Annotated in this window: 33 protein-coding genes and 1 tRNA gene; 13 read left to right on the top strand and 21 right to left on the bottom strand. The window is 47.5% G+C overall.

Annotated features, from left to right (window positions below; all coding sequences use genetic code 11):
- Positions 1–49: 49 nt before the first annotated feature.
- From B5F71_RS00160 to B5F71_RS00140, 5 genes are all read right to left on the bottom strand, one after another.
- Positions 50–886 (bottom strand): hypothetical protein, encoded by an 837-nt coding sequence (locus tag B5F71_RS00160; protein WP_087206880.1) that lies wholly within the window; start codon positions 884–886, stop codon positions 50–52.
- 97 nt (positions 887–983) lie between these two features.
- Positions 984–1,475: a hypothetical protein gene (locus tag B5F71_RS00155; protein WP_087206878.1), complete on the bottom strand. Its 492-nt coding sequence runs from the start codon at positions 1,473–1,475 to the stop codon at positions 984–986.
- Positions 1,476–1,493: 18 nt separating this feature from the next.
- Positions 1,494–1,844 (bottom strand): hypothetical protein, encoded by a 351-nt coding sequence (locus tag B5F71_RS00150; RefSeq protein ID WP_018667479.1) that lies wholly within the window; start codon positions 1,842–1,844, stop codon positions 1,494–1,496.
- Positions 1,841–2,293: a hypothetical protein gene (locus B5F71_RS00145; protein ID WP_087206875.1), complete on the bottom strand. Its 453-nt coding sequence runs from the start codon at positions 2,291–2,293 to the stop codon at positions 1,841–1,843. Before B5F71_RS00145 ends, B5F71_RS00150 begins: the two co-directional genes overlap by 4 nt.
- A 46-nt stretch (positions 2,294–2,339) precedes the next feature.
- Positions 2,340–3,458 (bottom strand): hypothetical protein, encoded by a 1,119-nt coding sequence (locus B5F71_RS00140; protein ID WP_087206872.1) that lies wholly within the window; start codon positions 3,456–3,458, stop codon positions 2,340–2,342.
- A 380-nt stretch (positions 3,459–3,838) separates the two neighbouring features.
- On the opposite strand from B5F71_RS00140, the gene B5F71_RS00135 reads away from it, so the two are divergent.
- Both B5F71_RS00135 and B5F71_RS00130 read left to right on the top strand, forming a co-directional pair.
- Positions 3,839–4,426, top strand: coding sequence for a recombinase family protein (locus B5F71_RS00135; protein ID WP_087206870.1), 588 nt, complete (start codon positions 3,839–3,841; stop codon positions 4,424–4,426).
- 34 nt (positions 4,427–4,460) lie between these two features.
- The gene (locus tag B5F71_RS00130; protein ID WP_087206868.1) at positions 4,461–5,240 is read left to right on the top strand and encodes a hypothetical protein; all 780 of its coding nucleotides are present in this window, start codon (positions 4,461–4,463) and stop codon (positions 5,238–5,240) included.
- Positions 5,241–5,347: 107 nt separating this feature from the next.
- On the opposite strand, the gene B5F71_RS00125 is transcribed toward B5F71_RS00130, so the two are convergent.
- The 8 genes from B5F71_RS00125 to B5F71_RS00090 form a co-directional block, all read right to left on the bottom strand.
- Entirely contained in the window at positions 5,348–5,692 is a 345-nt protein-coding gene (locus B5F71_RS00125) for a hypothetical protein (RefSeq protein ID WP_143269821.1), read from the bottom strand.
- A gap of 11 nt (positions 5,693–5,703) precedes the next feature.
- Positions 5,704–6,057: a hypothetical protein gene (locus tag B5F71_RS00120; RefSeq protein WP_087206864.1), complete on the bottom strand. Its 354-nt coding sequence runs from the start codon at positions 6,055–6,057 to the stop codon at positions 5,704–5,706.
- A 17-nt stretch (positions 6,058–6,074) separates the two neighbouring features.
- Positions 6,075–6,401 (bottom strand): hypothetical protein, encoded by a 327-nt coding sequence (locus B5F71_RS00115; protein ID WP_087206863.1) that lies wholly within the window; start codon positions 6,399–6,401, stop codon positions 6,075–6,077.
- Positions 6,398–6,640, bottom strand: a complete 243-nt coding sequence (locus B5F71_RS00110; RefSeq protein ID WP_087206861.1) for a hypothetical protein — start codon at positions 6,638–6,640, stop codon at positions 6,398–6,400. Before B5F71_RS00110 ends, B5F71_RS00115 begins: the two co-directional genes overlap by 4 nt.
- 11 nt (positions 6,641–6,651) lie before the next feature.
- Positions 6,652–6,936 (bottom strand): hypothetical protein, encoded by a 285-nt coding sequence (locus B5F71_RS00105; protein ID WP_013619395.1) that lies wholly within the window; start codon positions 6,934–6,936, stop codon positions 6,652–6,654.
- Between the two features lie 422 nt (positions 6,937–7,358).
- Positions 7,359–7,628, bottom strand: coding sequence for a hypothetical protein (locus B5F71_RS00100; RefSeq protein WP_087206859.1), 270 nt, complete (start codon positions 7,626–7,628; stop codon positions 7,359–7,361).
- A complete protein-coding gene (locus tag B5F71_RS00095) occupies positions 7,609–8,136 on the bottom strand; it encodes an SLOG family protein (protein WP_241148507.1) in 528 nt (175 codons plus the stop codon). The genes B5F71_RS00100 and B5F71_RS00095 overlap by 20 nt, the downstream gene beginning before the upstream one ends.
- Positions 8,133–8,693 carry a phosphoribosyltransferase gene (locus B5F71_RS00090; RefSeq protein ID WP_087206857.1) on the bottom strand — a complete coding sequence of 187 codons (561 nt, stop codon included), beginning with the start codon at positions 8,691–8,693 and terminating at the stop codon, positions 8,133–8,135. The genes B5F71_RS00095 and B5F71_RS00090 overlap by 4 nt, the downstream gene beginning before the upstream one ends.
- On the opposite strand from B5F71_RS00090, the gene B5F71_RS19720 reads away from it, so the two are divergent.
- The 3 genes from B5F71_RS19720 to B5F71_RS00075 all read left to right on the top strand — a co-directional run bounded on the left by B5F71_RS19720 (position 8,674) and on the right by B5F71_RS00075 (position 10,783).
- Entirely contained in the window at positions 8,674–8,988 is a 315-nt protein-coding gene (locus B5F71_RS19720; protein WP_143269820.1) for a hypothetical protein, read from the top strand. The genes B5F71_RS00090 and B5F71_RS19720 overlap by 20 nt on opposite strands.
- 33 nt (positions 8,989–9,021) lie before the next feature.
- Positions 9,022–9,330, top strand: coding sequence for a hypothetical protein (locus tag B5F71_RS00080; protein ID WP_087206853.1), 309 nt, complete (start codon positions 9,022–9,024; stop codon positions 9,328–9,330).
- Between the two features lie 463 nt (positions 9,331–9,793).
- Entirely contained in the window at positions 9,794–10,783 is a 990-nt protein-coding gene (locus B5F71_RS00075; RefSeq protein WP_143269819.1) for a hypothetical protein, read from the top strand.
- Positions 10,784–11,003: 220 nt separating this feature from the next.
- Here B5F71_RS00075 and B5F71_RS00070 read toward each other — a convergent pair whose 3' ends face one another.
- The 5 genes from B5F71_RS00070 to B5F71_RS00050 form a co-directional block, all read right to left on the bottom strand.
- On the bottom strand, positions 11,004–12,275 hold the full coding sequence (locus tag B5F71_RS00070) for a PcfJ domain-containing protein (protein ID WP_087206848.1): 1,272 nt from the start codon (positions 12,273–12,275) through the stop codon (positions 11,004–11,006).
- Positions 12,276–12,277: 2 nt separating this feature from the next.
- Positions 12,278–12,706, bottom strand: coding sequence for a PcfK-like family protein (locus B5F71_RS00065; protein WP_087207132.1), 429 nt, complete (start codon positions 12,704–12,706; stop codon positions 12,278–12,280).
- A 5-nt stretch (positions 12,707–12,711) separates the two neighbouring features.
- Positions 12,712–12,963 (bottom strand): hypothetical protein, encoded by a 252-nt coding sequence (locus B5F71_RS00060; protein ID WP_087206846.1) that lies wholly within the window; start codon positions 12,961–12,963, stop codon positions 12,712–12,714.
- A gap of 17 nt (positions 12,964–12,980) precedes the next feature.
- Positions 12,981–13,160: a hypothetical protein gene (locus B5F71_RS00055; protein WP_018667451.1), complete on the bottom strand. Its 180-nt coding sequence runs from the start codon at positions 13,158–13,160 to the stop codon at positions 12,981–12,983.
- 374 nt (positions 13,161–13,534) lie between these two features.
- Complete coding sequence (locus tag B5F71_RS00050) at positions 13,535–13,924, bottom strand: single-stranded DNA-binding protein (protein ID WP_018667449.1); 390 nt, start codon at positions 13,922–13,924, stop codon at positions 13,535–13,537.
- A 40-nt stretch (positions 13,925–13,964) separates the two neighbouring features.
- Here B5F71_RS00050 and B5F71_RS00045 point away from each other — a divergent pair, with 40 nt between their 5' ends.
- The 4 genes from B5F71_RS00045 (at position 13,965) to B5F71_RS00030 (ending at position 16,446) form a co-directional block, all read left to right on the top strand.
- Positions 13,965–14,219 carry a hypothetical protein gene (locus B5F71_RS00045; protein WP_087206844.1) on the top strand — a complete coding sequence of 85 codons (255 nt, stop codon included), beginning with the start codon at positions 13,965–13,967 and terminating at the stop codon, positions 14,217–14,219.
- A 30-nt stretch (positions 14,220–14,249) separates the two neighbouring features.
- Complete coding sequence (locus tag B5F71_RS00040; protein WP_087206841.1) at positions 14,250–14,501, top strand: hypothetical protein; 252 nt, start codon at positions 14,250–14,252, stop codon at positions 14,499–14,501.
- A 170-nt stretch (positions 14,502–14,671) separates the two neighbouring features.
- Positions 14,672–15,169, top strand: coding sequence for a translesion error-prone DNA polymerase V autoproteolytic subunit (gene umuD / locus B5F71_RS00035; protein ID WP_087207130.1), 498 nt, complete (start codon positions 14,672–14,674; stop codon positions 15,167–15,169).
- Between the two features lie 5 nt (positions 15,170–15,174).
- Entirely contained in the window at positions 15,175–16,446 is a 1,272-nt protein-coding gene (locus B5F71_RS00030; protein WP_087207128.1) for a Y-family DNA polymerase, read from the top strand.
- A gap of 397 nt (positions 16,447–16,843) precedes the next feature.
- Here the strand turns inward: B5F71_RS00030 and B5F71_RS20065 are convergent, their stop codons facing one another.
- From B5F71_RS20065 to B5F71_RS00020, 3 genes are all read right to left on the bottom strand, one after another.
- A complete protein-coding gene (locus tag B5F71_RS20065; RefSeq protein WP_158098013.1) occupies positions 16,844–17,017 on the bottom strand; it encodes a hypothetical protein in 174 nt (57 codons plus the stop codon).
- Between the two features lie 81 nt (positions 17,018–17,098).
- Positions 17,099–18,187, bottom strand: a complete 1,089-nt coding sequence (locus tag B5F71_RS00025) for a phage integrase SAM-like domain-containing protein (RefSeq protein ID WP_241148506.1) — start codon at positions 18,185–18,187, stop codon at positions 17,099–17,101.
- 113 nt (positions 18,188–18,300) lie between these two features.
- Positions 18,301–18,372, bottom strand: a tRNA-Arg gene (locus B5F71_RS00020).
- Positions 18,373–18,666: 294 nt separating this feature from the next.
- On the opposite strand from B5F71_RS00020, the gene B5F71_RS00015 reads away from it, so the two are divergent.
- The 4 genes from B5F71_RS00015 to B5F71_RS00005 all read left to right on the top strand — a co-directional run.
- Entirely contained in the window at positions 18,667–20,520 is a 1,854-nt protein-coding gene (locus B5F71_RS00015; protein ID WP_022039286.1) for a 2-oxoacid:acceptor oxidoreductase subunit alpha, read from the top strand.
- 158 nt (positions 20,521–20,678) lie between these two features.
- A complete protein-coding gene (locus B5F71_RS00010) occupies positions 20,679–21,677 on the top strand; it encodes a 2-oxoacid:ferredoxin oxidoreductase subunit beta (RefSeq protein WP_022039285.1) in 999 nt (332 codons plus the stop codon).
- Between the two features lie 81 nt (positions 21,678–21,758).
- The gene (locus B5F71_RS20060) at positions 21,759–22,034 is read left to right on the top strand and encodes a hypothetical protein (RefSeq protein WP_158098012.1); all 276 of its coding nucleotides are present in this window, start codon (positions 21,759–21,761) and stop codon (positions 22,032–22,034) included.
- A 265-nt stretch (positions 22,035–22,299) separates the two neighbouring features.
- A partial coding sequence (locus tag B5F71_RS00005; protein ID WP_158098011.1) for an AAA family ATPase occupies positions 22,300–23,188 on the top strand: 889 nt, incomplete at its 3' end.

Genomic DNA, 23,188 nt, shown 5'->3' with positions numbered 1-23,188 from the left:
CGTACGTAGTCCTGTGAAGCACAGCGCAGGGGAAACAAACCATCCTAACTTAGTTTTCCAATTCGCCCGTGGGTTTGGTTCCATCATGCGGTTTAAGCCCGTTGTGAGGCTTTTCTTGCGTTATAAAGGGGAGATAATGCCGTAGAATGGTGTCGGCAGTTTCATTGCCGCTACAAGTGGCTTGTGCTTCCCGCAGGTTTCTTGTCTCGATGAGCCGCAATCCGGCGAGCGTCAACCGCTGTAGGAAACGCGCAAGGTCTTTGCCACATTCGTCCACGTACAGTCGTTCGAGGGCTTCATTCACCCGTTCATCAGCAGGAATGATGCTTGTGCGTTGGAGGATGGTATGGGCTATCAGCTTGTGCAGGCGTTCACCGGTGGATGCTTGTCGTCCGGAACGTTTGTTTGTCGGTTCTGAAACAAATAGTTTATCCGTTTCGGTGATGAAGTGTGCAAGCATCTCCACCGATTCCTCGATGGTGAGGTAGCCACAGAGCCAGTGGTTCAGGAGTAGTTCATCTTCCGACAACAAAGGAGCCTGGGAGTTCTCCCCGTTCGGCACTGCACAAGTGACAGTAAGGATGAAATAGCCGCTGCGGCCAATGACTTTGACAGCATTTGTTTCCTCCAATGTGGATAGGAATTTCCTCACCGTGGTGCGGTGCCAGTTCCAATGTTTGGCAAGTCCGCTGACCGTCAATGCCACTTGTCCTTCAGGCAAGGGCTTGGCGATGGCAGGGAACTCTTTCTTGTTCCCGTTGGCTATCTCCACAAGGTTACGGAACGCAGCCATTTTTGTGCATTTTTCGCCCGATTCGGGATTGAGGTATGCGAGCAAATCACTGTCGATTTGGATGCGGTATTTGGTCGTTTGATTTTCTTTCATGCGCGATATGTTTTAATCGTTATCTTGTTCAATCAAATCAGGATGAATGGCAGGGAAAGGCTCTCATGTAAGCAATCTTTCCATTGGCCAAGGTTTTCTACTGCCATCTGTAATAGTCCTCCACAATGCTTTGGGGCGATTCCAAGTATTCTTTCAGCTTATCGGATGGAGCCGCCCGTACAGTCTGCGGAGGATAGAACACTGCACCGAATACGACTGTGGCCACCGTAATACCGAGAGGCAGCGTATGCGGAACGAAAATCAGTATCATCGCCGCCATTGCCACCCAGAAAAAACAGCGTTTCCGTTGCAGGAAGTCAAACGCCCGTTCCGTATTCTTGTGGGAATACAAGGCTACGCAAACAAGGGATGAGCAGACCAGTTCATAGACATTTCCAAAGACATTCAGATGGTAGAAGTGGAACACCATGAGCGAGGCAAGCATGGCCAGCGTGTAGCACCTGCGGAAGCTGCGGCTCCAAACCATGCGCAAATAGAACTGTAGCATGGCGGGGCATTTGCTTTTATAGAGAAACGGCACAACGGCATACGCCAGAATGAAAAGCATATAAAGGATGGGGATAATCATTGTCTGGTGATTTGAGGGTTACAGTTCAAGTTCCAAGTTGATGAGTTTGTGCGAGGCGAGGTGGATGATGTCCTCCGCGTCCTGCATGGAAAGCGTGCCTAACCTGCAGCGTTCCTTGAAGCCCGGCCGACGTTTGAGCGAGTTCACCGCACGGTCAAGACGGTATTCGGGAATATCCCACACATGCCCTTTGGAATAGGCACCATGAGCTGTCCGTGCCACCAAGGAAAGCACCCTGCAACGGATGGGATGCAAGCCGCCTCCGGAGTGCAGCATGAAGTGGCCGGTACGGTCGGTATCCAGCACATCCACCCACGTGCGGCACTCGTGGATGGTGGCGGCGAGTTGGCGGTACAGGACTTCCTTCATAGGCAGATGAAGTCTTTAAGCAGTTCCTCTTCCTTGACGGCGTACAGGAGTTTGCCGCCTTTCGTTACCCTCGCAAGTTCCTCGCGGAGTTCGCTGCCCATCACCTCCAACGAATCGTAGAGGATCACATAGAGCGTGTCGCATTCCATGCGGTCATCAGCTTGCGCGTTCAACTTGTGCATGTGGCCGAAGCGGGGATTAGAGTAAGCACAGCACCGCTGGCCGAACGGGGTGTCTTTGCTCGGCACATGGTGGTAAAGGAGTACCAGTTCCATCTGGTCCTCCAGCTCGTCGATAAGTTCCTCGATGGGATAAACTTTGGGCAGGCGGAAGGTGAGCAAAGCATAGTCCTCGTACACCTCCGCTCCTTGGAAAAGGTTTTGTGAAACCAACGCCGGCATCTCCAAGGATGCAAGCGTGATGAACCGGTCGATTTGTTCTTTTTGCATATGGTCGTTTGATGATTTGATTAATTTCGGTTTATGGGTGACAGTCTTATTGGCATCCCAAAATGAATGTTTCCATCAGGAGCGTGGGCAATTCTTCCGCTTCCAAAGGAAAGTCAATGCCTTTCAGTTTGGCCAAAGCCGATGGCATCCGTTCTGCCAGTTTCTCCATTGTGTGCAACTGTTCCTCGTCCATGAGCGCATAGGCGAAGCTGTCGAATGAAATCCACGGTTGCAGGATCATCCAGAGATAAGCGGCGGCTTGCCCGTTGTCCGTGATACGCAAGCGTGACAAGCCGTCCACACAAGCCTCGGCGTTCTGTATAAGCCGCCTGTTATTGCGCATCGCCAACAGGATGACCACCTCGGTTTTTCCGAACACAGGCTGCTCCTTGCCGGCAAGGGCGATGATGCCGCGTATGACTTTCCCGGTGTTTCGGGTAATGCCGTCCAATGGCGTATTCCCGGAGCTGAGTGAAGGTAGGTGAAGCAGGAACGAGCGGAACGCCACATCTTCTTGCCGGAGGAAGTCAATGGCATCTTCCTTGGTTCGGAGGCTATTGGCAAGCGTGCTTTCCAATAGCTTCTCATACTTACGGATTACCTCTTTGCCGCTGCCTTTATAAGCAGGGATTGCGCTTGCCTTGCGGTAGAACAGATGGACGGAACCGGCCAGCCTTTGTGACAGGGAGTCCACTTCCACATCGTTCAAACCGCGTACCACGGAGAGGTAATCGGCAAAGCTCCTTTTTTGGCTGTTTATCAAGAGTGCCATTTGCACGGCGATGGAGTCGCCAAGGGCGATATGGTTGCTGTTGGCATGGGCGTGTCTGTTGTTTGCCGTGTCACTTGACAGGGCGAATGACACGGCGGCATCCAGCTTTCTCCATTCTTTGGTCAACGAAATAATTTCGTCCGTGTCGGCATTTCTTTTGCCTTTGAGCGATTGGAAGAAATCGTTATAAGCGGCCATCGCTTCCTCTGCCGTGGTGCGGGCATCTTTATGGGAAGGATGACATCCTAAGAGAAGTGCCGCCATCAAGAGCAGGCAAACGATGCTTACAGTATGATTTTTTAGGGTTGGTAAAGAATGGCAAATGCCATCTGAAATATGCGGCTGTTTCACTTGCCACTTGATCAACCGTCCTTTTGATTCTGTCTGTTCCATTGGAGTAAATTTGTTATTGACGGCGCAAAATTATAGCAAGGGATTAACAATGCGCATATGGGCATTGTGTTGTTATTTATTCTTATGAAATCATACTTGGAATATGATTTTACTAATTGTTTGTCAGTCTGTTAGTGGATAATAAATGACACAAAAAAGAATTATTTGGGTCAAAGGATATAAAAGGGTGTTTGGTCGATGACGCAAGCCGGAAAGAACTGTCGGCAAGGGTGACAGCTTGTGCAGGGGATCTGCTGTACAAGGCGACAGTTCCGTGTATAGAAGTTAGTAGCCGCAAGTGTAAGTTTCCTATGAAATCCACCGTTTTTTCCGCAAAAAAATCATACTTTTGCAGCCGTAACACTAATCAGATCAATTCAATGGCTATAATAGGCTATTTGCCGTATCTTCCCAAGTATGCGGAGGGAGCGGCTGACAGGAAATGGATGGAGGACTTCGGTTGTGACCGCATCGTGGAGGAAAAGCCCGAAGAAGGAACATACCGTATGGGATGGGATACACTTCTGGCGAGCATCGGCAAGGGTGACACACTGGTCGTTTCCAAACTCGCACACGCCGTCAAGGGCGCAAGGCAGTTGTCATTCTTTCTGGAGTTTTGCAGGATAAAATCAGTCCGGCTGGTTGCCCAGCATGACGGCATCGATTCGGGCAATGAACTGTTCCCTGAAACCCAAACATCGGACTTGCTAAGAGTGATTGCCCAGTTGCCCGAAGAGGCTAACGCCGTGCGCAAGATGACATCCCAACCGGGGCGGTGGACAAAAGGGACAAAGGTGCTTTCGCAAGCCGCTTACGGGCGTGTGGAACGGAATAAACGGGTGGTGAACATGTATAAGAGCGGCTACACCATTGATGATATTTGGAAGACCAGCGGCTTCCGTAGCCGCAGTTCCGTGTTCCGTGTATTGAAGGATGCGGGAGTGGAACTGAAACGAAAAAAGAGATAAAGACTTTAGTAAAATCATAGTAAAACATAGTAGCATGGAAGATTTAAACATAAATAGAACTGGTATTGTAATTCTACAATGGTTACGAAATGAGGATCCTCAATTAGGAGAAGAATTGTACTTTCAAATTAGAAACAAGGAAACACAGTTTGATAATTTCTTTGTTACATTTTACAAGGCGACAAATCAGAAAGAGTTCACAGATTCTTTACAAAAGATGATTGATACTTTGGAAGAAGGGACTATTTTTACTTTGCACATAGTAGCACATGGATATGAAGATGGGTTAGGAACTGATTTATCAACCTCAATAAAGTGGAAAGAGCTTTTTTATTACACTAGACAACTCAATATAAAAATGCATAATACATTATTGATTGTTTTATCTTCGTGCGTTGGTGGTGGAATACTTTCTTATATAGATCCTACGCAACGCGCTCCTTATATGGCTTTTATAGGTAACACAAGAGATGTTTTGATTAAAGATGCGAGAAAAGGATTCCCATTATTCTATGAAGGTTATCGCTCACCTTTAGACTTTGTAAAAGGGTTAAAAGCATTAAATGAATCTATTGATTTTTCTGAAGAATTAGAACCTGGTAAAAGAAAAACTGAATTTTTCATAATGTCTGCAGCACAATCTTTTGATGAGATATTCAATCCCGATAGAGACCCTATTTTTTTTGCTAAGGTTGTATCAAAAATAATGCCTCCAAATCAAATTATACCGCAAGAACTGCGAATACAAAAGGCAAAAGAATTATTTAAGAAAGAAGGCGAAAAGTTACGCCCATATTTTACTTTTACAGATTGATTTTTCAGATAATGATATACTAAAACTAATAAATTGTATATTTAAAAAAGACAGATGGGCATGGTTTACTTGAAATCCCATGCCCAAACTACTCCTTGGTACATCAATCAAGCGCTCTGCCTTTTCTGCGTCAAGGCGTTTCGGATGGTATCATTCAGCCGCATCAGCCAAATGTGGCTACCGCATGGAAGTTGCTGTTCGTCCAGGACAAAGGGCAGGGAGTGGTCTCTCACTTGCACTTTCAGTCGTTCTCCGTCAAGGTTAAGCCCAGTTACCGTTCCGCAGCGAGTGCGTCCGTCTTCGTCCGTCCAGCCCATGCGGACATCAATCCCCATTGGCGCGGATTGGAGTCGGTTCTCCTGCATTGTTTGCCTGACGGCTTGCAGGGCGTTTCGCTTCATGCCGTCAAGGACAGTCCCGATGGATTGGGGCATGGATGTTCTTGTTATCATAAGCTGTCCGTTTATGAAAAACATTCCTTCAAAAGAAACCGTCGGTATTCGGCTTCGTCCTTGCCCCGCTCGACGGCTTCATCGATGACACAGCCAAGTTCGTCAAAATACACTTCCTCGCCGATGCACTCCGTGCCGGCATAGTTCTGCAAATAGACCTCGTAGTAGTCCAGTGCGTTGTAAGCGATGATGACATTGCCACGGAACAACCGTCCCTGCACATGGAACTTGAGGGCGGCCATGCCCTTGTATTCCGTTGCCACGAAATTTCCGATGCCCCATGAACAAATGACATTCAGCGGGGTCATGCCTACCAGTTGGTCTTTGATGATGTTCGCCATTTCTAATACAAAATCCTTATCCATATTCAATTCTATTATGATTAGTCAAAGTTTTCTTCTTCCTCGATGATTACGCTGACATTTCTTTTGCCATAGATGCGTTGGAATGCTTGCACTATAACATCAAACAGTCTGTCGCTTTCCGTGTACCCAATGTCCAGCTCCTTCGTACAATAGTCAAAGTTGAAACCAGCCGTTTCGCCCGAATATCGGTCAGCCGTGTTGTAAACCGTGACGTCCACATAGTCGGTCGTGCCGCTTTGCAGGCTCACCAAGTGGCCGTAATAGCAGAACTCCATGTTGTTGGAGGGGCTGGTGGTAATTTTCTCCACCAGCCTGTGAATGTAATTGTACCGTTTCCTGCTCATAGTGGTTTCATTTCATCAATTCCTACCGTAAACCCATAGCCATCCTCCGTGCGGAACTCATACAGTCGTTCCAGGTCGTGCAGCACTTCGCCTTTGCCGAAATTCTCCCTTGCTTCTTCTATCTCCACATTCATGGCGGCTTTCGCACGTTCAAGGGTAGCATACAAGGCATGGCAGTCTGACACGCAGTCATTTTGCTCAATCAAGGTGTAAACCAGATACACTGCGTTCTTTTCCATAGTCCAATGTTTTAGATGTGCGGGATATAATGTCCGTTCTCTTCCAAGTAAGCCACGATGTCTTTCGCTTCCTCATGCGATGCACGGTTGCGGTCATCATACCGCCTTTTGTCATCGGCCATCACCACCAGGCACTCCTTCAACAGCTTATAGAGGTTTTGCTGCAAGGTCGGGTGCATCAGTGGGATGGAAGCGGCAAAGACCGCATAGTCAAAGCCGTAGTCATTCAAAGCATTTTCCACCTGCATGGCAAGGCGGTACTCTTTCGTTTCTCTGAGGTTGTCAATTTTCTTCATGTCCATAGATATTTAAGTGAAACTTTTCCCTTTCATTGGCTCCTTTCCCCGAAGCCTGTTTGGGATTTACGGATGCTTAGTCCGGGTATCAGCCATGCTTCACCTGACGCTTTTTCTTGCCGAATACGCTCCGCAGGAGGAAGATTCCGCAAGAAATTCACTTCAAAGCGTGGCAGGTCAAGCGTGATGCCCGACATTTGCAGCCGAAAAACCTAACGGTGAAGGGCAAAGGCGGAATGCCATGCAGACAGGTATAAAAGGAGTAATGGCTGACTATGAGAGGATAAGGGAATTAGGCAAGTATAACAGGGATAAAACCGGGTAAAGCAAGTGCTATAAGTGGTCAACGCTATAAGTGGAACCGGGCTGGGTAGTCCATGCAGGGAAGCCGTGAGCCGACTTTCCCACATGGATTTCCCTTATTAGAACCATTCGGGATTATCCCTCTTTAACTCCTCTACCAGCTCTTTGTCGGGCAAGGCAAGGGTACGCTCATCGGTGAAGAAGAAAATCTCATCGTAGATGTCCGATGCTTCCTCATTGGCAAAGCCTTCGTTTTCGTCCTCGAAACTGCCGGGCTGCAAAGCGTCAAGCAGGGCTGTGCTGCCTATAATCATATACTCGCCTTGGTTGTCTTCCACCATGCGGCATGGGTACTCCACACCGCCAAATTCAATTTTTGTTGTAATCATGCGTTTGTATTGTTAAATGGGGTTTGTATAAGTTGGTTATATCCAATTTCATGCGCTCCGCCCTGCGGCAAGTGTAGAACGTGCCGCCTTTCGGCTCGCCATTGTAGTAGGCAATGATGCGGTTGGCTCGCTCAAGCATATAGTCGTTGCGTCTGAGAAAACAGCCGTCAAAGTAAGTCTCGCTCAAGCATACCACGTTATCTGCCTTGCCGAGAATGGAGCTATACCGCTCTTTGTCCGTAGGGTTGAACTTGCAGGATTGCCCACGGAAGGGGATGACAGCTGTCAGCCGAATATCGGGATAGTTGGCTTTCATCGCCAGCAGTGTTTCAGCCGCAAGCATGTCAAAGCCTGCCGCCATGCCGCAAAGGAAGTGGCGGATGCCCGAATGATAGCAAGCCGTGATAGCCCCTTCAAGATTGGTTTTCAACCGCTGCCTGTCGCTGTAGCGGATAAAGCGGTGTCCTGTGAACGCTGCCGCCTTTGTAATGTCTGTCCGTATCATCATCTTACCTTGTAGAATGTCTTTGCCAAGAACAAACCGCCCAACACGTTTGCGCCACACGCTTCCAAGTTGTCGGCTGTGGTGGCGTAGGATATGCCTTTGGTGATGATGTCGTCAAAGAGCAACACATCTTTGCCCTTGAAGAAATCAGTGTCATAGTCTGCCATTTGTGTCGTCCGTGCCTCGGTTTCGTCTCTTCGGTGTTCGTGGACTGCCAACCGCCCTGCCGACACTTGCATATGTGGATAGCCGTTGATGGCATGGGTGAGTTCGCATACCCTTTCCGAAAAACGCTTGTAGCGCAGTTCGTTCTTCTCTTGCGTTGATGCAGGTACGCAGGTGAATACGATGCTTGTGAGCCGACTGCCGAAAAGCTCTTGCAAGTGCTTGGCGGTCATTAGGGCTACTTGCTCGTATGCCCGCCCGTCCTTGAAGTCCCAAATAGTCTGTCGGTCAGCCTTTTGCTGCTCGCCCACATTCTTGATGCGTACCGGATAGTATTTCATCAGCCACACCATTACTTTGTTTGCCTGTCCTGTTATGTTCTTGTCCATCGCCATTGTTTTTGAGGGTTTGACTTCTTCCCCTGCCTTCGGCTCCTTTACAAGCCAGCATCGGGGTTATTTTTCTGCCTCGTCAACGGGCAAAGGACAACCGGCAAATCCGGTGGTGGAAATACGCTTTCCGTGCAGCGGAAAGGAAGATTTCCGCAACCACCCGTGGTGGCTTGCCGGATTTGCAAGGCTTGGACACGGCCTGTTAGTTTTGCAGGGAAATAACCCGAAGCTGGCTCAGGAAGTACGGAGGCATCAGACCGGTATAAAAGGTGGAGCGTTGTATAAAGGGATTCGTTGATAAAACTGGACTATAACAGTATTCCGGCTTCGGGTGGGTCAACAATCGCCTGCCGGGCAGACAAAAGAGGACGCTTGTTGGCAGTGGGCAGGTATACGAGGTTGTTTCAGCAAGGCTGAAGTTCCCGTGTGCCTGCCAAAGACAACGTGCGTCCGTCTTCCTTCCTTGCGTGGGTCTGCCCAATGGACAGAGGTGCGCAAGGACTGGCTTCCGCTGATTATTCTGGGTCGGGGAGCCGGATATGCTTGTTATAAAAGGAAAATGGCACAAGTCCATAAAAGCAGGGAGATATACAAGTGGCAGAAACCGCAGGTATGGTTGCAACTATGCACCTATATATAATTGGTATAGGGCAGCTTGTCTGCCCGACGGTTTAGACTGCCAACAAAGACTTTGTTTTGGCAAACAGAAAAATCCCCTGCCGTGTTTCTCAACAAAGCAGAGGAAGTATCAAATATGAATATATGGGCATTAAAAAAGGTTCGGCATGGCCATAAAAGGGGGATATAACAGGAAAGGCTTGCCAAAAGACAAAGACGGATTGCCGGGCAAACAAAAAGGGAACTTGCCCTTTCCCTATCAGCGGACGTGTACGCCGACAGGGAAAGGGCGTGTTCACGTTTGCCCATGACGCGGAAGCCTCGCCGCCGTTTACAGCGGCATGGCTTGCGGCACAATCCTTCTTTCCTATGATATAAGGCAAGCCGCCGGCATCGAAGATGGTTATAAGAGGAAGGAAGTGTTAAATATAAATGTATGTATATCAGCAGAAAATATTATTTTTGCAGAAATAATTCATTATGCAATGACACATCAGGAGTTTAAAAACGCAGCCCGCCAGCACCAGATAGATTTCAAAGTGAACGACCACGAAATCAATGTTCCCGCAGACAGATTTCCTATTCGTTTCATGAAACGTAACGGCAAGGAGTATAGAATAGATGTAAGGAGTTCGCTTACATGGAAAGATGCCGTGGATGAAAACGGTGACTACCGCATATTCTTCAGCGGTTTCCGCCATGAAATCACTGAAATCATCAACCAAATAGAGTTCCCATCGAAAGGGCAGATGGTCACGAACCTATTGCGGAGCGAACATATTCCTTATAACTTGTTTTACCCGATGCGGTATGACTTGGATGGCGCGGCCATGTTATTCAACAGGATATTGGGCAAGAATAAGATAGCGGGCATAGGCAAGATATTGATTGAATACAATCCTGGAGGTTTGCACGACGGAACTTCATTCGATGTTTTCGTGGAATACGACAACAAGTCCGGGCAGAAAGGCGGGATAGGCATTGAGGTGAAATATACCGAAAAGGAATATCCTATAAAGCGTGGGACGAAAGAATGGAATGAAACCCACAATGAGGCAGGCATCCATTTAGCAGACAATTACAGAAAGCCGAGCACTGATTGTGGCTGGTTCAAGGAGAAACATATTGGAGATGTGCCGTTTGAAGATGCAGAAGGGATGACACACCATGTGGTAGCCAATCAATATCGCCAGATATGGCGTAACCATATACTTGGGGCATCAATGGTGCTGGGCTTGTGTGACGATATATTGTCTGAATTTACGAGCCTGACTATCTATCCGAAAGGCAATGTGCATTTCTCAGGAATATGGTCAGAATATGAGTCCATGTTGACGCCATCAGGGCAGGAAACATTCAGACATCTTACTTACGAGGATTTGTTTCACATGATGCAAGAATGCCTTAACGTCACGAAAATCCCCAACCTTAATCAATGGATGGATTATCTAAATAGGCGATACATCATAAAATGAAACTTTTTCTATAGGTCTGTCTCAAAAGCAGAAAGACGGAAAACTATGATTTATTTAGTCAAAGGGCGGATGCCCACCCAACATGCTTGATTGTATATATAAATGGTTGGTGCGGTCTATAAGTGTAATGTAATGGTACAACAGGAAAACAGCAGGGAAAGCAAGGCACACCGGGTATTGTACTGTACCCAATATGTGCCTTGTCTGATGGCGATTAAAATTAAGTCCTTATCCGCTGCCTAATCAAATTCATATTGCTGTTTACAAGGTTGACAATGCGGTCGTGGTATTCTGTGTTTTGGTTGCACACGCCACGGCTCTGCACCACGCAAAGTTTCTTCAAGTCCACCTCGACCGTTTCAATGCGTTTGTTCCCGATGGTAGCCGACAATATCAGCGAGTTCTCCTTGCGGTAGTAGGCGTTGGCATATACACAGTGGTGCATCAGCGTACCCTCTTCCGCTATCTCGGCTACGCTCTCCAACACTCTGACGTTCAGTGTCCCGTCCGTAATGAGGATGCCGAAGAACTTGCCTTTCTGCGACAGGTAGCCTTTCTCATATTGGGCGGCTTCCTTTCGACGCAACGCCAGACGTTCACGTTCTTCCTTGCGGTTGCGCTGTTCCACCAACTTGTCGTGTTCGGCTTTCAAGTCGGCAGGACAAACATATTTCGGACATCGGATGTCCTTGCCCATACGTTTCAACAGGTCAATAGTATCGCACCACATTGAGCCGTCAGTAATGGTATAGCCATTCCGCAGGCAGATTTTCACAGACGGCCAGTAATCGTCCAGGCGAGTTGATGAGTGCAGGCAATGGCGCAACAGGTCATATTGTCCGGCTTTCATCAAGGTTTCCGCTTTCGGGTCAGTGAGCAAAGCAGTGATGAGCCTTGCCGGTGCCACGTCGTGCAGGTTGCCGTCAAAGCCATTCCTTTTCAGCGTATCAATGGCAGTGTACTTTGGATAGGTGTCAAAAGTTGCAAGATGTCGGAATACATCTTTTTTATCTTCTCGAATTGCCATTGGAGAAATAAAGGAGAAACTATCCAAATACCGACCCAATATGCGCTGAATGGCTACAAGCGTTTGCTTGCCTTTGTCGTTCCACCAATATTGCCCGATTTCCAAGGCGTAAGGGTGAGCCTTGCAGCCTTTCTCCATTTCCACCACAAGCAGAAACATTCGCAAGGTCTGATACTCCCCACACTTGGCAAGCACGGTGAAATAGCTCTTCTGCTTCACTTTGCGGACAAGGGTATTCTTGACCTTCAGTTTTGCGTGGCATTTCGGACAGACACAATGCTCTGTCGCTTTTTTCTTTACCCATTCATGGCCGCAGTCCATGCAGGTTGTCCGACCCTTGGGCAGTCGGTGTGCGAAGTGACTGACACACTCACGGAACGCCCACGAAAGTTGCGTCTTTGACAAAGGGTGGAGTTTGTCGCTTTGGGCAAGCACCGCTTTCTCGAATTTGTTGCGTGGTTTCATCGTCAAAAACCGAATAAGTTAGGTTCTGTTTGTTTGGCCTCCTGTGGTTTTGCCGCCGACTTGCTCTTGCGTTGCTGCATCTTGCGCAGTTCCTCGGCTTGGTATTGGCTGATAGCCCTCTGCCGTGCCTCGGCTTTCTCTTCCTCAGTCAGTTCAATACGGTTGTTGACTATCACCTTGCAGTTGACTGGCTTGCCTATGTCCGTTATGTCCTCGTCATAAAAATGACAAGCGAGCGAATACACGTCATCGTCAGCCATGCCGACACAGCCCTCATTGGCCATTGCTTTGACTTGGTTGAGTATGAACGTGATGCAATCGTCCAAGTTCTTGTTTTCCTTGGCATAAGCCACTGCAAAGAGTTCGTCCGTCTTGGCTCTTCCGTCCAAATAACTCTTGATGGCCTGTTTGAAATGTTCAGTTCCTTTCATAGTTGTCATTGTTTGATGGGTTGGATATAATAGACGTCGCAGTCCACTACCTCTGTCGGCAAGCCGAAAGCCGGGTAATGTGAGAAATAGGGTTGCGTGCCGCATTCATCGTCCATGACGGGTGAAACTACTTGTACGCCTATACCTTTATACCAGCGGTCGATAGTTTGTATTTCTTCCTCTGTCAGTCCGCTTGCATCGCCATTGACGATGTAGCACAAGCTCCATGTCGGTATCTTTTCGGTTGTCTTTTCCATATGGGTATGCTTTGGGGTTAGTCAATCTCTATCTCGTCAGGATAAACCACTATCTCCGCTCCGCTGCTCACTTGGACGATATAGCCTTTGTCGGTCTGTCCGACTATGGTTGCCGAGCGGTAGCCTTTCCACGGGGTCAGCAGCCAGCAATGCTTGCCGTAATCCTCAAAATCTTCTCTGTTGTCGTAATCGTACATATTGGTGTATGTTTTTGATGTTAAACTTTCCCTGTCATCGGTCCTTCTTGCCGTGACCGATTTTGGATTTTATCGATGCGGCGGCTCGGCTATCGGGAAAGCCTCATGCGGCGGCTTTTGTTGCCAATTACGCTCCGCAAGGAGGAAGAATTTGCAAGAAATCCACTTCAAGCCGCCGCCATCAGGCGCGATGGACGACCTTTGCATCAGTAAAACCAAACGGTGACGGCAGGAGGCGGGATAAAGAATAGCCGGTATAACAAGGCGGGTAATGGTAGAACAGGCGGCAGGTCATTTTTAAGAGGGACAAGTCACCAAGTGCATTGAGCACAAAAAAAGCGGCCGAAGCCGCTCTTTCCGGAGATGGAAGAGGTCTATGCTGCCTCCTTCTGTTTCTTGGCGCGGGTCTTGGGTTGGGGCTTCTCGGCCTTCTCCGGTTTCTCCACCGCTTCGTAGAACTTCTTGGCCACGAACTTGATGCCGTTCTGCTTGGTACCGTTCTTGTCGGTCCACTCTTCGGGCTTCAAATAGCCCTCGATGGTGAGCAGCGTACCTTTTTTCAGCAACTCGAACGATGCGCTGCCGCTCTTGCGCCAGGCTTCCACGTTGATGAAGGCAGACACGCGGTTGGTGGCGTTGTCCTTGGTTTCCTTGCGGCCGATTGCCATCGGGAAACGGGCTACATCGTTGTTGGTAAACGTGCGGATTTCAGCGTCCTTTGCTACAAAACCTGTGATGACGAAAGAATTTTCTACTTGCTTCATGACTGTAAGTTTTTAGAAGTTGAACAATTAATTTTTACGGATGCAAGAAGATATTGCAGGCATAGGGCAGCACCAAGGGCGGCACGGCAAATACGCAACATTTTATGCGGGGCGGAAAATGTCGGAAGATTTCCGGGGCATGCCATTGGTCAGAACGTCAGTGTCCCGTAACGCCAACGGCGTGCTGTATTATATCTTTGCATCATGGAAAAATATTGTGGCTTCGGTAAGCGCACGGCCATGCAAGAAGCAACACGGAAATTCAGTCACAGGTTATGATGAAGGATGCCAATAATCCGCCTGCCAAAAAAGAAAGCCCGTTCTGATGGCTATGCAACGGGCCAAGGACGAAACGGCGATTCCAACCACCGCTTTCATTGTGGAAGTCGCAAGGGCGGAAGCGATACCGATATTGCCAGAAAAAGGCCGCTCTACCATTGGAGAGGATATGCCCGAAGACAAGACTGACGAATGGGGAATGTGGACAGAATGGCTGTGCGTGTACTGTTCGAAGCTGCGGGGAAGAAATGAAGGAAGGATGCCCATCAACCCAAGTCCAAGATACGATGGAGGATAGGCGCATGGCCGCCTATCGGGAAAGAGGCCCGGTCGCCTTTGGCGAAAGGCAAGCCGGCAAAAGGAGATAAACCGGTGTAAAAGTGTGGAAACTCGTAAAATAAGGACAATCACGTGCATAAAAATGGTAATTTTGCAAACCGAATGGTAATGCAACAAGAAAACAGGGATATGGAAAATTCACATAAAACAGTCATCAACGAGTCAGGAATAGAAAAGGAGGACGGGGTAAGGCTCATCCTTTATTCAGCCGACCAGAGCAGCGAACTGCCGTTGGACTTTGCCGATGGTGGCATCCGTGCAGGCTTTCCCTCACCGGCACAGGACTACATGACGGAGAGCATCGACCTGAACCGCGAGTTGGTGCGTCATCCCGCCACCACGTTCTATGCCCGTGCCGTAGGTGATTCGATGAAGGATTGCGGCATCGACGATGGCGACCTGCTGGTGATTGACAAGGCCATCGACCCGCAAGAGGGTGACATCGTGGTGGCCTACATTGATGGGGAATTCACGTTGAAGCGGGTGAAATTCGACCCACACGCCGGTTGCCTGTGGCTGATGCCTGCCAACAAAGACTACCCGCCCATCAAGGTGACGGAGGAAAACAATTTTATCGTATGGGGTGTATTGACCTACAACATCAAACGCCAATATCGGAGGAAATGAGAGCCATGTTCGGTTTGGTAGATTGCAATAACTTCTATTGCTCGTGCGAACGGGTGTTCAATCCGGGTTTGCACACACAGCCCGTGGTGGTGCTGTCTAACAATGACGGTTGCATCATTGCCCGCAGCAACGAAGCAAAGGCGTTGGGCATAGAAATGGGTATGCCGTTTTACCAAGCCAAAGAGTTGCTGGAGCGTGAAAAGGTTGCCGTGTTCAGTTCCAACTACACACTCTATGGCGACATGAGCCGCAGGGTGATGATGTTGCTCTCGGAGTTCACGCCCGAATTGACGCAGTATTCCATCGATGAAGCTTTCATCGACCTTACAGGCATGGGCGGTGGAGAAGCCTTACGTGACTACGGCAAACGCATCGTGCGTACCATTGGCAAGGGCACAGGCATCCCGGTGACTCTTGGCATAGCCCCGACCAAGACCTTGGCAAAAGTGGCAAGCAAGTATGGTAAAAGATACAAAGGCTACGAAGGAGTTTGTCTGATTGACACTGAAGAAAAGCGTATCAAGGCATTGCAAGGTTTTGACATCGCCGATGTATGGGGCATAGGCAGACGTTCGGCAAAAAAGTTAGAGTATTATGGGGTCAAGACTGCATGGGATTTCACGCAGTGGAGTGAAAGCCGGGTAAGGCGTTTGCTTACCGTGACAGGCACAAGGACATGGAAGGAACTCCGTGGTGAAAATTGTATTGACATCAGCGAACTGCCCGAAAAGCAAAGCATCTGTACCAGCCGTAGTTTCCCCGGCAATGGTTTGTCGGAGTTGAGAGTGGTGGAAGAAGCGGTAGCCAACTTTGCAGCTTCATGCGTCCGCAAACTGCGGGAGCAAAAAAGCCGTTGCAGCCAACTGACAGTTTTTGCATACACCAGCCGTTTCCGCAACGATGTGCCAAACCATACCATCAACCACACTGTTTCATTGCCCATGCCCACCAACGACCAGTTGGAGTTAGTGGCAGCAGCCGTGCAAGCACTCCGATCTGAATGGCGTGAGGATGGCAAATACCACTACAAGAAAGCCGGTGTCATCGTGTGGAATATCAGCCCTGATACAGCAGTGCAGGCCATCCTCTTTGATTCAATCGACCGGGCAAAGCAAGCTCGTCTTTCAGCAGCCATCGATGCCATCAACCGAAGGAATGGTTTCAATACCGTAAAAGTGGCAGTCCAAGGCACGGATAAACGTTGGCACCTGAAATGTGAACATAAGTCTGCCCAATACTCCACAAACCTCTGTGAAGTCATCAAGGTCAAGGTCTAAGCAATGGCCTTTTGCCTTCCAAAAAAGAAAGGCTGGTGTAACTGGCAAAGTGGTTTAGTCCATTCCTTGTACTATATATACAAGACTCCAACAAAGCCTATCCTTTTAAACTGATTTAAAGAGGCAATACAACACCAACAAGTTTGACTCAGTCCTTTATATATACAAGATGTGATTAAACCTATTTATTAGGACTGCTGTTCATCGTAGAAGTAATGCAGCAAGAGGTTTACTCTGTTCCTTGTAGTATATATACAAGATGCCATTAAACTTATTATTGGAATTACTGTTCATCGCGGAAGAAATGCAGCAAGAGGTTTACTCTGTTCCTTGTAGTACATATACAAGAATACTCTAAACTTACTTTTTTAACTTCAGCTTGCGTAATCAAGCATGGTTAGAGAATCTTAGTCAATCGGCCAACAAGGACTTCCGATACCCCCACGGAAACCTCACCATCAACAGCTAAAACTTTTTCTTTTGGAAGGCAAAAAATCAAGTTGAAGCCATTACCTTTGTACACTTGATAGGCAGGCTTCCTTGCTCTTGGTAAGACATTATTTTCAATCAAAATGTTACCTGTTTGTTATCCTTGTTTTTGTTATTCTTATTATATTACAGTGTTTCAATAAGATATATTCTCAAATTTAAGCTATACCCATTTGTGGCGCGCTGCGTAAAATTCCAGATCATCAACTCCGATTATCTTGCCTATCTTCTTTAGCCCATAGTTCAAAGCAGCACTGAAAGAATCCATCCGGCTATACCAATGGTAGAATCCAAACACACGCTCACCAGCCGGATCACGGTACTTATCCACCAAAGCCTGTATCTCTGGCTCTATCTTGATTGATATTTCCGCACCGTCCGCTCTTCTGTTTTTCGTCTTTGTCCTCTGGTAAGTTATGCGACCATTTTTGCAGTCCGTACAGTAGTACAAATCTACGGCATTCATTCCGACCAGTGCGAAACTCAACAAAAACACATCCTTTGCCAGATTGAACCTGTTTTTACCCGGTTGCATTATCTCCGTATATGGAAGCTCCGCCAACTTCCGCATAGTCACAACATCCAATGCTCTTTTTCGTGTTACCGGGATCTTCGGCAGCTTCACTTTCTTGAACGGAGAATATGGTATTCGTATAACCCCCATGTCCTCATCATTAAATTCTGCCTTTGCACGGTTATGTATGGCTCTTAGCTGGCTTGGGTACAATGATTGCGCCCTTTCTCCTTTTTTCCTGTTAGTTCCGGCTGGTTGCAATGCAATCCACCTTATCCAGTCCTCAATGAAGCGTGATGTTACTTCATGGATGCTTATCTTATCCCTGCCAACGAACTTCACCAGATTGTTTATCGCCACTTCGTATGAGTTTGCGTTTCCATTGTGTCCGCTATCACGGAGCTTCTGGATATACTTCCGGGCGTAATCCACAATATCAAGATCAAAGTGTTCTCCAGTGTCAGAGGTGATAAGATCCACAACCTGATCCACTGTCATATCTTTCAGCCTTTCCCCTGCACGATCACAGATGTTGCGGTACTTCTTCACAAGCTGATCTGTGAGATCTATGTACTTCTGGTTTTTCAATTTCAACGCACGGGTAAGATCTTCTTTCGTCACATAGTATGTGGTGGCAAGATACCTCTTTTGCCTGTTGTGCGTAACCCTTATCTTTATGTTATATGTCCCGTCTGATTTCTTTTGGTGGGCATATACTTCCGCTTTGAATGTAGCCATATATATAATCTCTGTAGAACATTTGTAGAACTTTGTACCGCAAAGATAGGCTTTTTTTGCTGTAAATGCGGAAAAGAAAAAGCCCACCCTTGTTAAAAAGGTGGGCTAAAAAGTAGCTCCGATGGGAATCGAACCCATATTTGCGGTTTAGGAAACCGCCGTTCTATCCGTTGAACTACAGAGCCTTATGTAATTTCAAGAGGATTGCCGGATAATGTTCACTCGGTGAATCCGGCTCACCTCATCTTTTTAGTGCCGTTGCCCCGTGTCCAATGTTTAGGAAACGCTTGTTCTATCCGTTGAACTACCAAGGCGAGTGTGCAAATTTACTGCTTTTTGTGCTAATTCCCATATATTTGCTCAAGAAAAACACAAGGACCTTACATTTTTTGTAATAATTCTGCCTTTTTATTTTGATTTTTAAAGGAAGTTCCCCAATTTTGTGTGCATTTAATACGAGAACTCTAAAAAAATATAGTATGGCAAAAGAAATGATAGTCAAAGAACTGCATGATGTCGTAGTTCGTTTCTCGGGAGATTCGGGCGATGGCATGCAGCTTGCCGGAAATATGTTTTCAAATATTTCGGCTACGGAAGGAAATGATATCAGTACATTCCCCGATTATCCGGCTGATATACGGGCTCCGCAAGGTACGCTGACGGGAGTATCGGGCTTTCAGGTACATATCGGGTCGGGTAAGGTCTATACGCCGGGAGACAAATGTGATGTGTTGGTCGCTATGAACCCTGCTGCATTGAAAACACAGTACAAGTTCTGTAAGCCTCAAGCGGTTATTATCATCGATACGGACTCGTTTACCAAACGTGATTTGGAGAAAGCACAGTTCCAATTGGAAAACCCATTCTCTGAACTGGGTATCAAAAACGAAGTAGTAGAGGCAGCCATTACCACGATGTGCAAAGAGAGCCTGAAAGACAGCGGATTGGATAATAAGTCTATCATGCGTACCAAGAATATGTTTGCATTGGGACTGGTATGTTGGCTGTTCCACCGCGATGTCAGTGTAGGTGAAAAACTGCTGCGCGAGAAGTTTGCCAAGAAACCGGCAATAGCAGAAGCTAATATTAAGGTGCTTTACGATGGCTATCATTTTGGCGAAAACACACATGCTTCTGTTTCTGCCAGCTATACAGTACCGAGTAAGGAGCCTAAGGAAAAAGGGCGTTATATGGACATCAATGGCAACAAAGCGACTGCATACGGCTTGATTGCTGCTGCTGAAAAAGCCGGATTACAACTTTATTTGGGCTCGTATCCGATTACACCTGCCACTGATATCCTGCACGAATTGGCGAAGCATAAGTCATTAGGCGTAAAAACCGTGCAATGCGAAGACGAGATTGCCGGATGTGCTTCGGCTGTAGGTGCAGCTTTTGCCGGTGCACTTGCTGTCACTACTACTTCAGGGCCGGGTATTTGCCTGAAGAGTGAGGCGATGAATCTGGCGGTGATAACCGAACTTCCATTGGTCATTGTGGATGTGCAGCGTGGAGGTCCCTCCACTGGTTTGCCTACCAAGTCGGAACAGACAGATTTGTTGCAGGTATTGTTCGGAAGAAACGGCGAAAGTCCGATGCCGGTCATCGCTGCCATTTCGCCTACTGATTGTTTCGATGCCGCTTTCATGGCCTGTAAGATAGCTTTAGAGCATATGACTCCCGTGGTATTGCTTACCGATGCCTACATCGCTAATGGTTCGGCTGCATGGCATTTACCCGATTTGGCGAAATATCCTGAGATTCGTCCGCCATATGTCAAGCCGGAAATGGCAGGCTCGTGGACGCCTTTCCAGCGTGACCCGAATTCGTTAGTACGTTATTGGGCGATACCTGGCACGAAAGGTTTCATGCACCGTATCGGAGGACTGGAAAAAAGCAGCGAGACAGGTGCCATCTCTACCGATCCCGAAAACCATCACCTGATGACGGGCATTCGTGCGGAAAAAGTAGCACGCATCGCTTCGTGCATTCCCGATTTGCAGGTAGAAGGATGTGAGGATGCAGATTTGTTGATCGTCGGTTTTGGCGGTACATACGGACATTTGCATTCTGCCATGGACATATTGAACGACCAGGGCAAGAAGGTGGCACTGGCACACTTCAAATACCTTAACCCGCTGCCGAAAAATACAGCAGAAGTGCTTCGCCGTTACAAGAAAGTTGTGGTGGCAGAGCAGAATATGGGACAGCTCGCAGGCTACCTGCGCATGAAGGTAGAAGGCATTCATCTCTATCAGTTTAATCAGGTGAAAGGACAGCCTTTCGTTGTGCAAGAACTGGTAGAAGCCTTTAATCGCATTCTGAATGCATAAGAGATAAGTTCTTTTAAGTTTTTCAGTTTTTCAGTTCTTAAGTTTTTAAGTTGAGAAAGAATAAACTCACGAACTTAAGAACTTGCAAACTTAAAAACTAAAAAACTCACGAACTTAAAAACTAAAAAACTCACGAATTTAAAAACTAAGAAACAACTATGTATACAGCAGCCGATTATAAAGCAGGCCAGCCGCGCTGGTGTCCCGGATGTGGCGACCATGCATTCTTGAACTCATTTCATAAGGCACTTGCCGAGTTGGGTGTACCTCCTCATGAAATAGCTGTTATCTCCGGTATCGGATGTTCATCGCGTTTGCCTTATTATATGAATACGTATGGTATGCACACCATTCACGGGCGTGCGGCAGCCATTGCTACAGGGGCAAAAGTGGCAAATCCGAATCTTACCATCTGGCAGATTTCGGGTGATGGTGACGGACTTGCCATTGGAGGAAATCATTTCATCCACGCTATTCGCCGTAATGTGGATATTAATATCATCTTGTTGAACAACCGTATTTACGGTTTGACGAAAGGACAATATTCGCCAACGTCAGCACGTGGCTTTGTCAGTAAGTCGTCACCTTACGGCACGGTAGAAGATCCTTTCCGGCCGGCAGAGCTTTGCTTTGGTGCCCGTGGACGCTTTTTTGCCCGCTGTGCAGCTGTAGATGGCGGACCATCTGTCGAGGTGTTGCAGGCAGCTGCCCGTCACAAAGGTACTTCGGTAGTGGAAGTGTTGCAGAATTGCGTTATCTTTAATGATGGCACACACAATGCCGTAGCGAAAAAAGAAGACCGGGAACGCAATGCCATTTATCTGGAACATGGCAAACCTATGCTTTTCGGACCGAACCGGGAGTTTGGCTTGATGCAGGAAGGCTTTGGGCTGAAAGTCGTGAAATTGGGTGAAAACGGCATTACGGAGAGCGATATCCTTGTACACGACGCCCATTGTGAGGACCATACCTTGCAATTGAAGTTGGCATTGATGGAAGGACCGGATTTTCCCATTGCCTTGGGGGTAATCCGCGATGTGGAAGCTCCTACTTATGACGAAGCGGTAGAAGAGCAGATAAAGGAAGTGTCGGCAAAGAAACCATACCATAATTTTGCAGAATTGCTCGATACCAACGATACATGGGAAATCAAGTAATTTATTCAAGTTCAGCAAGCTGCAAAACTAGAGCCGTTATGTAAGTAACTAATTTAGAAGCTGTTTTGAATTTATCGTGCGATGATTTGGGATGAGTTTTTGAGGCATTTTCGCTTCTGCGATGAGGAAGATAGCGGGCTATCTGACGAAGAACAGGAGCGAAAAAGACCAAAAAATCGCCCAAAGCACACACGAAAACGGATACATCAAGCCAAGAAAAACTTTTTGGAGAAATTCAAAACAGCTTCTTTAGTTTATATGAATTCCGCAATTAGCCAATGTAGGGGCGGGGTTCGCCCGCCCGTATGCGTCCACGTGGATGTTTTCGGGCAGGCAAACCCTGCTCCTACAAGTTAATTGGCAAGATGCGGACATTCATTTTAGTTTATATTGTAGAAGTTAAGCCGATAGTAAGTCAAAGAACCGTATGCACAGAGGTATTGGCATCTGACTCCCATCCCATCAAGTGGGCGATAACTCCATCTAACTCCCTTTTAACTCCTGATTGGCATTACTTATAAGGTCTTGTATGTTATAAAAAAGCGGTTCTTTTGAGCCGCCTTTTTATTGTCCCTTTCAGAATAATTTTGTTTCTTTGCGTAAATCCAAAACTTGATGCACGATGAAGTACCCGATAGGAATCCAAAGCTTTGACCAGATTATAGGAGACGGCTATGTATATGTCGACAAGACCGGTTTGATTTACCAGTTGGTGAAAGGTGGGAAAATCTATTTCCTGAGCCGCCCTCGCCGGTTCGGCAAGAGCCTGCTGGTCTCTACCTTGAAATGTTATTTTCAGGGGAGGAAAGAACTATTTAAAGGGCTTGCCATTGACAAGTTGGAAACCGAGTGGGCGGAATACCCCGTGTTCCATATCGACTTTAATGTGGGAGACTTTACCCTGCCAGGCAATTTGGAAGCGAGAATAGAAGAGACCATGGCAGCCTGGGAAAAGCAGTATGGCAGGAGCGATACGGCGCAAACGACAGGCGCACGCTTTATCCATGTGCTGCATCAGGCACGCAAACGGTACGGCAGACGTTGCGTGGTATTGATAGACGAATACGATAAACCTATCCTTGACGTGCTGGATACGGGATATGCCACTACGGTAGACGGTGAAAGGCGTCTGCTGGAAAACCGTAACCGAGAAATATTGAAGAGTTTCTATTCGGTATTCAAAACCGCTGACGAGGACTTGCAGTTTGTGCTGTTGACGGGCGTGACCAAGTTCTCTCAGGTAAGTGTGTTCAGCGGGTTCAACCAGCCGAGCGACATCAGCATGGACGAGCAGTATGAAACGCTTTGCGGCATCACACAGGAAGAACTGGAGCATTATTTTGCCGAGCCTATCAAGGCATTGGCTACAAAATATAAGGTTAATGAAGAAGGGATGCTGGACATGCTGAAGCACCGGTATGACGGCTATCACTTCAGCGGCAACCTGACGGACATATACAACCCGTTCAGCCTGCTGAACGCGTTTGCCAAAAAGGCACTCCGTGACTATT

The sequence above is a fragment of the Bacteroides sp. An269 genome (genome assembly GCF_002159755.1).
GTDB classification, from domain to species: Bacteria; Bacteroidota; Bacteroidia; order Bacteroidales; family Bacteroidaceae; genus Phocaeicola; species Phocaeicola intestinalis.
Note: the sequence above shows the minus strand (reverse complement) of the source record. Positions and strands in the feature narration are given on the sequence as shown.